The 13,305-nt window shown below is 71.6% G+C and carries 10 protein-coding genes and 1 pseudogene; 1 reads left to right on the top strand and 10 read right to left on the bottom strand.

The features are described 5' to 3' along the window. Positions 1-4 precede the first annotated feature (4 nt). The 6 genes from galE to O1R50_RS02645 form a co-directional block, all read right to left on the bottom strand. On the bottom strand, positions 5-985 hold the full coding sequence (gene galE / locus O1R50_RS02670) for a UDP-glucose 4-epimerase GalE (RefSeq protein WP_270108311.1): 981 nt from the start codon (positions 983-985) through the stop codon (positions 5-7). Then, positions 985-2,274 carry a nucleotide sugar dehydrogenase gene (locus tag O1R50_RS02665; protein WP_270108309.1) on the bottom strand — a complete coding sequence of 430 codons (1,290 nt, stop codon included), beginning with the start codon at positions 2,272-2,274 and terminating at the stop codon, positions 985-987. Before O1R50_RS02665 ends, galE begins: the two co-directional genes overlap by 1 nt. Before the next feature lie 2 nt (positions 2,275-2,276). After that, the gene (locus tag O1R50_RS02660; RefSeq protein ID WP_270108308.1) at positions 2,277-3,857 is read right to left on the bottom strand and encodes a glycosyltransferase family 2 protein; all 1,581 of its coding nucleotides are present in this window, start codon (positions 3,855-3,857) and stop codon (positions 2,277-2,279) included. Next, a complete protein-coding gene (locus O1R50_RS02655) occupies positions 3,854-4,816 on the bottom strand; it encodes a Gfo/Idh/MocA family protein (protein ID WP_408612589.1) in 963 nt (320 codons plus the stop codon). Before O1R50_RS02655 ends, O1R50_RS02660 begins: the two co-directional genes overlap by 4 nt. 41 nt (positions 4,817-4,857) lie before the next feature. Beyond that, the gene (locus tag O1R50_RS02650; RefSeq protein WP_408612588.1) at positions 4,858-5,940 is read right to left on the bottom strand and encodes a DegT/DnrJ/EryC1/StrS family aminotransferase; all 1,083 of its coding nucleotides are present in this window, start codon (positions 5,938-5,940) and stop codon (positions 4,858-4,860) included. A gap of 156 nt (positions 5,941-6,096) precedes the next feature. Further along, entirely contained in the window at positions 6,097-6,897 is an 801-nt protein-coding gene (locus O1R50_RS02645; RefSeq protein ID WP_270108305.1) for a sugar phosphate isomerase/epimerase family protein, read from the bottom strand. Between the two features lie 155 nt (positions 6,898-7,052). On the opposite strand from O1R50_RS02645, the pseudogene O1R50_RS26210 reads away from it, so the two are divergent. Continuing rightward, positions 7,053-7,817: pseudogene (locus tag O1R50_RS26210) on the top strand (hypothetical protein); the annotation flags it as partial. 136 nt (positions 7,818-7,953) lie between these two features. Here O1R50_RS26210 and O1R50_RS02635 read toward each other — a convergent pair. The 4 genes from O1R50_RS02635 to ispD form a co-directional block, all read right to left on the bottom strand. Beyond that, complete coding sequence (locus O1R50_RS02635; RefSeq protein WP_270108303.1) at positions 7,954-9,639, bottom strand: CDP-glycerol glycerophosphotransferase family protein; 1,686 nt, start codon at positions 9,637-9,639, stop codon at positions 7,954-7,956. 171 nt (positions 9,640-9,810) lie between these two features. After that, positions 9,811-11,517: a CDP-glycerol glycerophosphotransferase family protein gene (locus tag O1R50_RS02630; RefSeq protein WP_270108302.1), complete on the bottom strand. Its 1,707-nt coding sequence runs from the start codon at positions 11,515-11,517 to the stop codon at positions 9,811-9,813. 99 nt (positions 11,518-11,616) lie between these two features. After that, positions 11,617-12,312: a phosphocholine cytidylyltransferase family protein gene (locus O1R50_RS02625; protein ID WP_270108301.1), complete on the bottom strand. Its 696-nt coding sequence runs from the start codon at positions 12,310-12,312 to the stop codon at positions 11,617-11,619. 156 nt (positions 12,313-12,468) lie between these two features. Continuing rightward, on the bottom strand, positions 12,469-13,179 hold the full coding sequence (gene ispD, locus O1R50_RS02620) for a 2-C-methyl-D-erythritol 4-phosphate cytidylyltransferase (protein WP_270108300.1): 711 nt from the start codon (positions 13,177-13,179) through the stop codon (positions 12,469-12,471). Between the last annotated feature and the right edge of the window lie 126 nt (positions 13,180-13,305).

Here is a 13,305-nt window from a genome sequence, read left to right as displayed (position 1 = left end):
TCGTCTAGCGCCGGGCTTCGGGGTGGCGCAGGCACCATCCCCGCCAGGCGGACTCGACCATCTCGCGCACGCCGTACCGCGCCGACCAGCCGAGTTCCTTCAGGGCCAGCTCGGCGGAGGCGACGACCCGGGCGGGGTCGCCCGCGCGGCGCGGCGCGACCTCGGGCTTGAGCCCGTCGCGGCCGGTGACCTCGAGGATGATCGCGGCCATCTCGGCGACCGAGGCGCCCTCGCCGCGGCCGACGTTGAGGACCAGGCGGGTCTCGGGGTCGGCGGTGAGGCGGCGGGCGGCCGCGAGGTGGGCGGAGGCGATGTCCTCGACGTGCACGTAGTCGCGTTCGCACGTGCCGTCGGGGGTCGGGTAGTCGTCGCCGAAGATGACGGGCGCCTCGCCCCTGGTGATCCGGTCGAAGACCATCGGGACGAGGTTGAACACGCCGACGTCGGCGAGTTCGGGGGCGGCGGCGCCCGCGACGTTGAAGTAGCGCAGGCAGACCGTGGCCATGCCGTGGGCGCGGCCCGCGGCCTGCACGAGCCACTCCCCGGCGAGCTTCGTCTCCCCGTACGGGCTCATGGGCGCGCACGGCGTGTCCTCGGTGACGAGGTCGACGTCGGTCATGCCGTACACGGCGGCGGAGGAGGAGAACAGGAACCTGCCCACTCCGGCTGCCGCGGCGGCCTCCAGGACGAGGCGGAGCCCTTCGACGTTCTCGCGGTAGTACAGGAGCGGCTGGTCCACCGACTCGCCGACCTGCTTGCGGGCGGCGATGTGGACGACGCCGTCGACCCCGTGCTCGCGCATGACCTGCTCGAGCCGGTCGCGGTCGAGCACGTCGCCCTGCGCGAGCGGCACGTCGGCCGCGAGCCGGTCGGGGATGCCGGAGCTGAGGTCGTCGAGGACGACGACGCGCTCGCCGGCGGCCGTCATCTCCCGGACCACGTGCGAGCCGATGTAGCCCGCGCCGCCGGTGACCAGCCAGGTCACTACTGTCCCCCGCCGAGGACGATGTGGCGGCGCCCGGCCCAGGCGGCCGGGTCGGTGACGCGGCGGCCGTCGAGCAGGACCCGCACCTCCGGCAGGTCCTCGGGGGACAGCGACCGGTACTCGGCGTGGTCGGCCTGGACCAGCGCGGCGGTGACGGCCTCGCCGCGGTGCGCGGGCAGGCCCTCGTGCTCGAGCTCGTCGACGGTGTACATCGGGTCGGCCACGAACGGGTTGGCGCCCTTGGCCTTCAGCGATTCCACGAGCGGGAACACGCCGGAGAACGCGGTCTCCTTGACGCCGCCGCGGTAGGCCGCGCCGAGGACGAGCACGTTCGCGCCCGCGAGGTCGCCGTAGGCGGCGGCGAGCACGTCGACCGCGTACGCGGGCATGGCGGCGTTGGCCGCGCGCGCCGAGCGGACCACGGTGGCCTCCGGGTCGTTCCACAGGTACATCTGCGGGTAGATCGGGATGCAGTGGCCGCCGACGGCGACGCCGGGCCGGTGGATGTGGCTGTAGGGCTGGGAGTTGCAGGCCTCGATGACCTTCATGACGTCCAGGCCCTGCTGGTCCGCGAAGCGCGCGAACTGGTTCGCGAGGCCGATGTTGACGTCGCGGTAGGTGGTCTCGGCGAGCTTGGCCATCTCGGAGGCCTCCGCGGAGCCGAGGTCCCAGACGCCGTTGGCCTGCGGGAGGTCGTCGCGCTCGTCGAAGTCGAGCACGGCCTCGTAGAAGCGCACGCCGGCCTCGGCGGAGGCCTCGTCGATGCCGCCGACGAGCTTCGGGTAGCGGCGCAGGTCGGCGAAGACCCGCCCGGTGAGGACCCGCTCGGGGCTGAACACGAGGTGGAAGTCCTCGCCGGCGGTGAGGCCCGAACCGGCTTCGAGCATCGGCGCCCAGCGCTCCCGGGTGGTGCCGACGGGCAGCGTCGTCTCGTAGGAGACGAGCGTGCCGGGCTTGAGGCCCTTGGCGACGGCCTGGGTGGCGGCGTCCATCCAGCCGAAGTCGGGGACGCCCTCGGCGTCCACGAACAGCGGCACGACGATGACGACGGCCTCGGATTCGGCGACGGCGGCGGCCGTGTCGGTGGTGGCCCGCAGCGTGCCCGCGGCGACGGTCTCCTTGAGCTTCTCGCCGAGCAGGTGCTCGCCGGGGAAGGGCTCGACGCCGTCGTTGACGGCCTGCACGACCTTCGGGTTGACGTCCGCCCCGATGACGGTGTGGCCCTTGGTGGCGAACTGGACCGCCAGCGGCAGCCCGATCTTGCCCAGTGCGACGACAGAGACTCTCATGTTCACTTCCTGCTCGGGGAAAGGCCGACGAGGTTCGCCACGCGGCGCTTGATGGTGGGCCGCCCGACCGAGTGGACGACCAGGTTCGATTTGCCGCCCCAGGATACCGACATCCCGAGGGGTCGGCCCTGGCGCTCGACGGGCCCGCTGACCTTCCGCAGCGGCACGTCGTACACGAACGGCCCCATGGTGATGTGGGCCCGCAGGGACCAGCGGCCGCGGTGGGCGGTGAGGGAGGCGAGCGGCAGGCGGGCGGCGACGACGGTGGTGTCGCCGTCGGGGCGGAGCTCGACGTCGGCCTCGAGGGCCGGAGGGCTGTACTCGTCGGCGGGCACGGACTGCCGCGCGGCGGGGTGCTCGCCCTTGCCGAGCGGTTCGGCGGCGACGCGGACCGAGCCCGCTTCGAGGCCGGCGACGGGCGCCCGGAACCAGTACTCGAGGAAGTAGCCGCTCTTGCGGTCCCCGGCCCAGGTCAGGTCGATGGGGGCGATGCTCTTGGCGAGGCGGCCGACGACGCGCTCGCTCGTCGCCTCGTACCACTCGTCGGGTCGGCCCTGGCGGAACCCGGTGTAGCGCACGAGGACGCGGCCGTCCTCGAGGAGGAACTTCGGCGAGTCCTCGGTGAGGGCCCGCTCCAGGCCGGTCCAGTCGCGCTGCTGCGCGAGCGAGACCCGGACGCGCTTCTCGGTGGGGAGCCGGTCGCGGATCGCCTCGGTGAGGTTGGCGTCGCAGAACCCGGCGACGGCCTCCCAGTACTTCTCGCGCTCGGCGGCCTCGACGGCGAGGAACTCCGGCTGCAGGCATTTCATGATCTCGCGGGAGAACACCCGGTAGGTCAGGTCGTCGCGGCCCTCCCCGGGCGGGAACAGCTCGCGGGTGAGGTCGACCAGCCGCTCGGCGGCGTCGATCCAGCCGGGGGGCCGGGTGGCGTAGGTGATGTTCTCGCCCTTGTCGCGTTTGACCGCGTAGTAGTGGTCGTAGTCGGCGTCGATCGAGACCTTGCTCGCCTTCGCCATGGCGCGCAGGGTGAACGGCCCGTCCGAGAGCACTTCCATGCCCTCGGGGAATCGCAGGCCCTCGCGTTCGATCAGCTCGCGCCGGAACAGCTTCGTGTTCGAGAGCGCCCAGGCCAGGTCGTTGTTCGGGTAGTCGACGTCGGGGACGGTGCGCTCGAACACGGGCGGGGCCTTGCGGCCGCCGACGCCGACCATCTTGCACAGCAGCACGTCCGAGCCCCACTCGTCGGCGGCGGCGGTCATCCGCTCCAGCGACTCGGGGCCGAGGTAGTCGTCCGCGCCGAGGAAGAGGACGTAGCGCCCGCGGGCGTGCTCGAGGGCGGTGTTGCAGGGCGCCGCCGGGCCGCCCGAGTTCTCCTGGTGCACCACGGTGCACAGGCCCGGGTGCGCCTCGGCGAAGCGGTCGAGCTCGGTGCCGCTGCCGTCGGTCGAGCCGTCGTCGACGGCGACGATCTCGAACCGGTCCTCGCCGATCGTCTGCGCCGCGAGCGAGTCGAGGCACGTCGTCAGGTACGGCATGGTGTTGTAGACCGGGATGACGACCGTGACGTCCGGGGCTCCGCTCACGAGGGTCTCCCGTCGAGGACGACGGTCTCGCCCGTCGCGGCCGAGCGCAGCATCGACTCGGAGACCTCCACGGTGGTCGCGCCCTGGCGCAGGTCCACGATCGTGTTGGGCTCGCCCAGGACCGCGTCCCGGAAGTGCTCGTGCTCGACCAGGAGCGGCTCGCGCTTGCGGATCGCGTAGCGGACCATGTCGCCTTCGGAGACGCCGCGGAAGGCCTGGAGGGCCTCCCATTCGGTGACTTCGACGCCGTTGGCGTAGAAGGTGAGGTCGGCGGTGAGCGTGTCGGCGATGAAGCAGCCGCGGTCGCCGGTGACGACGGCGGTGCGCTCCTTGAAGGGGCTCAGCCAGTTCACGGAGTGGTTCGCTATCGCCCCGCCGGAGAGCTGCCCGACGGAGGCGAGCAGGTCCTCGTGTTCGCGGCCGGACCGCGAGACGGTGTGGGCGGTGACCGACCGGTACGACTGGCCGGTGACGAAGCCGGTCAGGTCGATGTCGTGGGTGGCGAGGTCCTTGACGACGCCGACGTCGGCGATGCGCCCGGGGAAGGGGCCCTGGCGGCGGGTCACGACCTGGAGGATCTCGCCCAGCTCGCCCGCTTCGAGGCGCTCGCGGAGGCTGATGATCGCGGGGTTGAACCGCTCGATGTGCCCGACCCCGGCGACCAGGCCGCGGGCCTCGAAGGCCTCGGCGAGGACCTTCGCGGCCTTCGTGGTGTGCGCGAGGGGCTTCTCGATGAGGGCGTGGACGCCGGCGTCGGCCAGCGCCAGGCCGACCTGCTCGTGGTAGGCGGTCGGGCAGGCGACGACGGCGTAGTCGATGCCGAGGGCGATGAGCTGCTCGACGTCCGCGACGACGGGCGCGCCGCCGGGCACGGCGGCCGGGTCGGCGAGCGGGTCCGCGACGCCGGCCAGTGCGACTCCGGGCAGCGAGTTGAGGACGCGGGCGTGGTTGCGTCCCATGGCGCCGAAGCCGATGAGGCCGGCGCGCAGCGTGGTCGTGGTCACTGGGGCAGCTCCAGGGCGCGGACCGCCGCGATGATGCGGTCCAGGTCGCCGTCGCTGAGCGACGGGTGGACGGGCAGGGACAGGACCTCGGCCGCGGCGCGGTCGGTCTCGGGGAGGTCCACGCCCATGTGGGCGTAGGGGATGAGCTTGTGGATGGGGATCGGGTAGTAGACGGCGCTGCCGATCCCGGCCGCGTTGAGCTGCTCGAGGGCGGCGTCGCGGCCGCTGGGGATCCGCACCGTGTACTGGTGGTAGATGTGGCGGGCGCCGGCGGGGACCGGCGGGGCGACGACCCCGTCGACCTGGGCGATGCCGGCGTCGAGCCGGGCGGCGTTGTCGCGGCGCTGCTCGGTCCATCCGGCGAGCTGACGCAGCTGGACCCGGCCGATGGCGGCGGCGACGTCGGTCATGCGCATGTTGGCGCCGACGATCTCGTTCGCGTAGCGCTGCTCCATGCCCTGGTTGCGGAGCAGGCGCAGGGTGCGGGCGAGCTTGGGGTCGTCCGTGGAGACCATGCCGCCTTCGAGGGCGTGCATGTTCTTGGTCGGGTAGAAGCTGAAGGTCCCGGCGACGCCGAAGGAGCCGACGGGCTTGCCGTCGACCTGGGCGCCGTGGGCCTGGCAGGCGTCCTCGAGGATCGCGAGCGAGTGCCGCTGCGCGAGGGCGGTGAGGCGGGCCATGTCGGCGGGGTGGCCGTAGAGGTGGACGGGCATGATCGCGACGGTGCGCGGCCCGATGAGGGCGGTCACGGCGTCGGGGTCGATGCAGTAGGAGTCGGGCTCGATGTCGGCGAAGACCGGTTCGGCTCCGACGAGGCGGACGGCGTTGGCGCTCGCGGCGAACGAGAACGAGGGGACGATGACCTCGTCGCCGGGGCCGACGCCCATGGCCATCAGGGCGAGCTGCAGGGCCGAGGTCCCCGAGTTGACCGCGACGCACTCGGCGGTCCCGGACACTTCGGTGAACTCCTCTTCGAAGGCCGCCACCTCCGGGCCCTGGACGACCCTGCCGCTTCGCAGGACCGCCACGGCCGCTTCGATCTCGGCTTCGCCGATGTGGGGCTTCGCCGGAGGGATCATCTCCCGCTCTTGGTCTGGCACGTGATTTCTCCGCGTTCTCCGGAAGACTGGATAGTGCACTGAGACGGTGCGCCGTCGATCATACAGAGGCAATGTGCAGTTAATTAACGGAGAACTCCGCCTGGCGAGGGAGTGTCACGTGGGCGTCCGGGAAGCTCACGTCGGCTTGTCGGCCGCGAGCGCGTCCCTCGCGAACTTCACCGATTCGTACAAGTCCTCGGCCCGTCGAGTCCTGTTGCCGCTCTTGCGGGTGCTCACTTCGACGGTGATCGAGCCGTTCCAGTCGGAGGCCCCGAGCGCGCCGAGCAGCTCCGCGCACGGCTGCGTCCCGCGGCCCGGCACCAGGTGCTGGTCCGCGCCCGGCTCGGTGCCGTCGCACAGGTGGATGTGCCGCAGGCCCTTCCCCATCCGCTCCGCCATCGCGAGCGCGTCCGCGCCCGACGCGGCGCAGTGCGAGAGGTCGAGCGTGTAGGAGTCGTAGCCGTGCCGCGTCGGGTCCCAGTGGGGCCGGTAGGGCACGAGCTTGCGTTTGCCGAGCTTGAGCGGGAACATGTTCTCGACCGCGATCTCAACGTGCGGGTAGCGGGCGCGCAGCCCGTCGAGGACCGTCGAGAACTTCGCCGCGTACTCCTTCTGCCACGAGAACGGCGGGTGGATCACCACCACCGGCGACTCGAGGTACTCGGCGGCCTGCACCGACCGGCGCAGCCGCGTCCACGGGTCGGCGCTCCACACCCGTTGCGTCACGAGCAGGCACGGCGCGTGGACCGCGCCGATCTTCACGCCGTAGTGCCTGGCGAGGCTGGCGGCCGCCGAGGGGTCCTGGGAGACCCGGTCGGTGAAGACCATCAGCTCGACCCCGTCGTACCCGAGCTCGGCGGCGAGCTCGAAGCCCACCGCGGTGGGCTCCGGGTAGACGGAGGTGGTCGACAGCAGAACCGGGACGGACTGGGTCACGACACCAGGGTACGCCGTACCGATTCACGGCTCGCAAGCTTCGCCGAGCGGCGGATTCACCGCTCGCGGGCTTCGCGGGGCGAGCGCCGCCCGCGGTCCCGTCCCCGCGGGCGCGCGTCCCGTTCGGATCGCGTCCGGCCGGGTACCTTGGTGGGATGACCGACGAGGTGGCGCAGGACTTCGACCGCGAATGGGTCGAGTTCCTCGATCCCGACGACTCCACGACCATGGTCAGGGCCGATCTCACCTGGCTGCTGTCCCGCTGGGGCTGCGTGTTCGGCAAGCACCCGGACGAGGGCGGCTGCCCGGGCATCGAGGCCGACCAGCCCGCCGACGGCTGCTGCCTGCACGGCGCGTTCTACACCGACGAAGCCGACATCAAGCGCACCAAGCAGATCGTCAAGAAGCTGACCCCCCAGACCTGGCAGCTGCACCGGCGGTGGAAGGACACCATCGTCGACGACACCCTCGAGAACGAGGACGGCGAGGAGGAGCCCGCGAAGAAGACCGCCGTCGTCGACGGCGCGTGCGTCTTCCACAACCGCGAGGGCTTCCCCACCGGCGCCGGATGCGCCCTGCACCAGCAGGCGATGCGCGACGGCGTCCACCCGATGGAGTACAAGCCCGAGGTGTGCTGGCAGCTGCCCGTGAAGCGCGACTTCAAGACCGAGCACCGAGCCGACGGCACCGAGGTCTCGGTCACCCTCATCACCGAGTTCGACCGGGCCTCCTGGGGACCGGGCGGGCACGACTTCGACTGGTGGTGCACCGCCTCGCCGACCGCGCACACCGCGGCCGAGCCCGTGTACCTCTCGTACGCGGTCGAGCTGACCGAGCTGCTCGGCGCGCGCGCCTACGAGAAGCTCGCCGACCTGTGCGACGCCCGCGACAAGCTCGGGCTCGTCGCCCCGCACCCCGCCACCGTGGCCGCCTCCCGCGGCGCCACCCCGCTGGCGTTCCCCCCCCGGCCGCCCCGCCCCCCCGCGGCGCGGCCGCACGCCCCCGCGCGGTACCGGGGCCGGCGGCGCGGTCGCGCCGCCGGCCCCGGTACCGCGTTCAGGCCGCCGCTTCGATCCGCGCCCGCGCCACGGTCTTGTCGACCGGCACCGCGTAGGTCTCGCGGACCGCGTCCGCGAACACCGCGAACAGGTCCTCCGGGGCGCTGCCGCCCAGGTAGTACTCGCGGACCTCGGCGCGACGGGACGCGTTCGAGTCCGTGTCGAGCAGCTCGCCGACGACCGCCTCGATGTTCCGCGCGCCCGGCTCCAGCAGGTACGCGCCCGCCGCCAGCGGGAACTCCTCCAGGTAGTCCTCGCGCAGGCCCCGCGGGTCGGTCATCGCGAACGGCCTGCCGCAGAACAGCCAGTCCGAGGCCACCCCGCTGATGTCGCACACCGCCGCGTCGGCCGCGTTCACGCAGTCCGCGAGCGACCGCTCGGATTCGGCGGCCGCGCCCCACAGGTGCGGGCGGCCGCTGCGGGCGGCGTCCGCCGCGAGCAGCGACCGGATCTCATCCGCGCAGGCCTGGTAGGCGGCGTTCGAACGCGTATAGGGGTGCGTCCGGAAGATCACTGACGCGCCGCGCGCGACCAGCGCCTCCACGATCCGCCTGCCCTCCTTCAGCGACGAGTAGTTGACGTCCTCCGTGAAACCGGTCCAGGTCGGCGCGTAGAGCACCACGGGAGCCTCGCCCGCGGCGCGGGCCCGCTCCCCGACCTCGATGCCGTGCAGCTGCGGGCGGCCGATCACCCGGAACTTCGACTCCGGGATGTCCACGCCGTGCCGGTGGTAGCGGTCGACGCCCGCGCGCCCGGCGACGAACACCCGGTCGTACATGAGCGACAGCGCCGAGCGGCTGATCGCCTTGTCCGAGTCGCCGTGCATGAGCTGGACGTGCAGCAGCTCGCCGTGCCGGATCAGCGCCGTGTTCTTCTGCGCGTGGTTGGAGTAGAAGCACGCCCGCACACTCGCGGGCAGCAGCTTGTCGAGCACCGTCTGCGCAGGGGCCAGCACGATCGGAGCGCTCGTGCACGCCGCCGTCCCGCGCATCAAGTGCGCGTCGCGCACCAGGATCAGGTACGGGTCGCCGATCCGGTCGAAGTACGGCAGCCACATCTGGATCTGGTACTCCGAGAGCCGCGCCCCGCCGAAATGCACGATGTACTTGGGCTGCAGCGCCTCCACGGCCGCGACCACGGCGTGGTCGATCGGATGCGACTCGCGCCGGAGCCGGCGCAGGTTCGCCACCACCGCCGCGGCCGCCCACACCAGCGCCGCCAGCACCGCCGCGAGCACTGCGACGTCCGCCGCGAGCCGGACCGCGGACGGCGCCGCCGCGGCGAACGGCAGCAGCGCCGCCGCCGCGCCGACGACCGAGAGCACCAGCCGCGGCTCGGCCGCCCGCTGCGCGAACGTGCGCCGCACCGGCAGGTTGACCGTCTCCAGGTACGCGAGCCCGAGCGCGGTCCGGACCAGGCCCGCCACGCACAGGAAGCCCGCGGCGAGCAGGCAGGCGACGATCAAGGCACGGCGCGCGGGGTCGGCGGGCCAGACCGCGACGAGGACGGCGCAGACGGCCAGCAGCTTCGCCGTGCGCGTCCCCGGATCCTCGCGAGGCGACCAGGCCGTCGCGGCGAGCACCGCCGCGGCGAGGGCGTAAGCGGCGAGGGGCACCTGGGCGGCGGCGGCGAGGACCGCGGCGATCGCGAGGACCTCATGCCGCTGCCTCCACAATCGGGACATATTCACTCCATGGGCAGATCTTGTGAACGGGGCGTTAACACAAGTTGAAGAAAACACGTCTACCCCTGCCACATGGTGGCGCCCGCCACCAATGAATTCACCCCCCGACCGCCGACCGGCGACGACGAAGGGCCCCGCCGCAACGGCAGGGCCCTCGAAAAAACACCGCGACTACGCCGCGAGCGCCGACTCCCCGGTCGCCACCTTCCGCACCGGCTCCCCGTACGTCGCCTTGACCTCCTCGACGAACAGCGGCACCAGCTCCTCCGGCGCCACATCGCCCAGGTAGTACTCCCGCACCTCCGCGCGCAGCGCCGCCTTCGAATCCGTCACCAGCAGCTCGTCGAGCACCTTCTCGATGTTCCCCGCATCCGGATCCAGCAGGTACGCGGCCTTCGCGAGCGGGAACTGCTCGAGATAGCCCTCCCTGAACCCCTTCGGATCCGTCATCGCGAACGGCCGCCCGCTGTAGATCCAGTCCGACGCCGTCCCGCTGATGTCCGAGATCGCCACATCGGCCGCGTTCACGCAATCCGTCAGACTCACCTCCGACTCGGCCTGCGCACCCCACAAGTGCGCCCGGCCGGTCTTCGCGGCATCGGCCGCGATCACCGCCTTGATCTCATCCGCCAGCGCCTGATACGCCGCATTGGTCCGCGTATACGGATGCGTCCGGAAGATCAGCGTCACCTCGCGCGCCAGCACCGCCTCGACGATCCGCTTGCCCTGCTTCAACGACGAGTAGTTCACATCGGCCGTCAGACCGGTCCACGTCGGCGTGTACAGCACCACCGGCAGGGACCCCTCGACCTTGTCGCGCCCGCCCACCTGCAGATCGTGCAGCTGCGGCCGCGCGATCTTCCGGAACTTGTAGTTCGGGATGTCCACACCGTGCCGGTGGTACCGGTCGATCCCGGCCTGCCCCGCCACGAACACCCGGTCGTACATGAGCGAGACCGGGCTCCGGCTGATCGCCTTGTCCGAATCCCCGTGCATCAACTGCACATGCAGATAGTTGTCGAGCTTGATCAGCTGCGCGTTCTTCACCGCGTGGTTCACGTAGAAGCAGGAGCGCACGCTCTCGGGAAGGATCGTGTCCAGCACCGACTGCGCCGGCGCCAGCACGATCGGCGCGCTCGTACGCCCCACGATCCCGTCGTAGAGGTACCGGTCGCGGATCAGGATCATGTACGGATCCCCCACCCGCTCGAAGTACGGCAGCCACATCGTCAGCTGGTACTCCGACTCGCGCGCGCCCGCGAAATGGATCACGAACCGCGGCTGCAGACGGCGGATCGCGCTGATGACCTGGATGTCCACCGGGTGCGCGACGCGGCGGCGGTGCAGGTAGTTCTCCAGGATCGCCGCCCCGGTCCACCCCAGGACCCCCAGCGACACGACCAGGAAGACGGCGTCGGTGACGAGTGCGGCGCCCCCCTCGGGAACGGCCGCGGCCAGCACGTACACGATCGCCAGCCAGTTGGTGAGCGTCGCGATGACCGGCGGGGAGGTCATGCGCTGGCGGCGGGTGCGGACGACGCCGAGGTTGGCCGTCTCGAGGAAGCCGACGTTGAGCGCCCGGGCGGCCACGTCGGAGTAGGCGGTGAAGACGGTGACCATGACGCCGGCGGCGAGCAGCGGCCATCGGTCGAGGCCGCCGGCGAACCAGGTCCCGATGAGCACCGCGAGGGCGGTGAGGGTGCGGGGGATCCTCTGGGCGGCGATCGAGGATCCGGACTGCCAGGCGGAGGCGCCGAAGACGACGAGGGCGAGCGCCAGCGGCAGCCACGGCAGGTGCGGCAGCGCGACCGCGCTGAGCACCGCCGCGACGGCGAGGAGGTTCAGACGGATGGACCAGGACTTGAGCAGGTTCTTCAACTCGGCGTGCCTCTGCAAGGTAGTGCTTGGACTATCGGTGCGGGGGTCGTCGGCGCCGCTGCCGAGAGGGGGTCGCGGGTGTCGGGGTGCGCAGGGCCCTTACTTGAAGGCCTGGTTGACGCTGTTGAGGTCTTCGGCGAAGTCGACTTCGATGACGTTGTGCTGCGAGATGTCGACGGCTTCGAACTTGAGGCCGTCCTTCTCGATGGCGAGCTCGATGCCGCCTTCGAAGTAGTCCTGGTCGTCGACCTCGGCGAGGCGCTTGGCGACCATGGCGCGGTCGTCGGCGGAGACGTAGTTGATGCCGACGGCCTCGCCGAGCGCGCCTTCGCTGACCCGCTTGGAGAGCTTGTTGATGTACCCGTCGGCGCCGAGAGTGTACTTGACCTCCTCGTCGGAGACCTTCGCGGTGTTGACGGAGATGAAGGAGCGGTCCATGGCGATGTGCGGCAGGATCACGTCGAGCACCTGCGGGTCGAACACGACGTCGCCGTTGAGCCACAGGACGCCGCCGGGGCCGAGGATGTTGAAGGCCTTGAGGAGGCTCTTGGAGGTGTTGGTGTCGCCGTAGGCCTGGTTGTAGATGAAGCCGACGTCGGGCACCTCCTCCATGATCATCTCCTTCTTGAAGCCGACGACGAGGTGGATCGAGTGGCGGCTGAACCGGGAGGTGAGCAGGCGCAGGGAGCGGCCGAGGATGGTCTCGCCGGTGTTCAGGGGCGTCAGCGGCTTCGGGTGCGGCTTGCCGAGCCGGGAGCCGACGCCGGCCGCGAGGATCACGATGTTCGTGGACATGTCGAGTGCCACCTCGTTCGGTTTGGATGATGGATTGGTGCAGTTTACCTAGCTGAATGACCGGTGACGCATGGCCCAACGGAAGGTTCGCGCGGGCGTCACATATGAATCCGCTGATGATGCGGGCTGTCGCGCGGCAGGGACCGGGGGTGACGGTCAGCCATGGAGCAGGGCTTCGGCGAGGGCCAGGTCTGCGGGTTCGGTCACTTTCAGGTTGCGCGCCGAGCCCGCGACGGTGCGGACGGGGACGCCGGGGCGGCAGCGCAGGACCACCGAGCAGTCGTCGGTCGGGGTGAAGCCCGGGTCGGCGGCGGCGTCGGCGTGGGCGGCGGCGATGAGGCCGAGCCGGAAGCCCTGCGGAGTCTGGACGCGCGCGAGCGAGGCGCGGTCGGGGACGTTCGCGATGCGCCCTTCCCGCACTTCGACGACGGTGTCGGAGGAGGGGATCGCGGCGGTGACCGCCTCGCATTCGTCGAGGGCGGCCACGACATCGGTGATGATGCGGCCGGTGACGAGCATGCGGGCGGCGTCGTGGAGGAGCAGCTTCGCGTCCTCGCCGACGCCGGGCTGGGCCTGCGCCCAGCGGATGGCGGCGACCGACGAGTCGGCGCGCGTCGCGCCCCCGTCGATCACCGCCGAGAGCTTTGTCACATTAGCGGCTTTCGCGATCGCCCAGGCGGTGTCGTGGAAGCCCTCGGCCATGACGAGCACGATCCGGTCCACTGCGGCGGCGGCCTCGAAGGCCTCGAGCGTGTGCTGGAGGATCGGCTTGCCCGCGACCTCCAGCAGCTGCTTGGGGACCGCGGCGCCCATGCGGGAGCCGCGGCCGCCGGCGAGGACCGCCGCGATGGTCGGTGGTTGGGGCACGACTGGACTCTCCTGCTGGTCGGCGGTCGGCTGCCGGACCAATCTACGTGCCCGGCCGCGGGGGGGGGGGGCCGGGGGGGCCCCCGGGGGGGGGCGGGGGGGGGGGGGGGCGGGGGGGGGGGGGGG

This window comes from Glycomyces luteolus (genome assembly GCF_027622875.1).
Classification (GTDB): domain Bacteria; phylum Actinomycetota; class Actinomycetes; order Mycobacteriales; family Micromonosporaceae; genus Glycomyces; species Glycomyces luteolus.
Note: the sequence above shows the minus strand (reverse complement) of the source record. Positions and strands in the feature narration are given on the sequence as shown.

Excerpts from the sequence above, each read along its gene's own strand:
- O1R50_RS02665 (WP_270108309.1), bottom strand. The coding sequence starts at position 2,274 with ATGAGAGTCTCTGTCGTCGCACTGGGCAAGATCGGGCTGCCGCTGGCG.
- O1R50_RS02655 (WP_408612589.1), bottom strand. The coding sequence starts at position 4,816 with ATGGGACGCAACCACGCCCGCGTCCTCAACTCGCTGCCCGGAGTCGCA.
- O1R50_RS02650 (WP_408612588.1), bottom strand. The coding sequence starts at position 5,940 with ATGATCCCTCCGGCGAAGCCCCACATCGGCGAAGCCGAGATCGAAGCG.
- O1R50_RS02635 (WP_270108303.1), bottom strand. The coding sequence starts at position 9,639 with ATGTCCCGATTGTGGAGGCAGCGGCATGAGGTCCTCGCGATCGCCGCG.
- O1R50_RS02625 (WP_270108301.1), bottom strand. The coding sequence starts at position 12,312 with ATGTCCACGAACATCGTGATCCTCGCGGCCGGCGTCGGCTCCCGGCTC.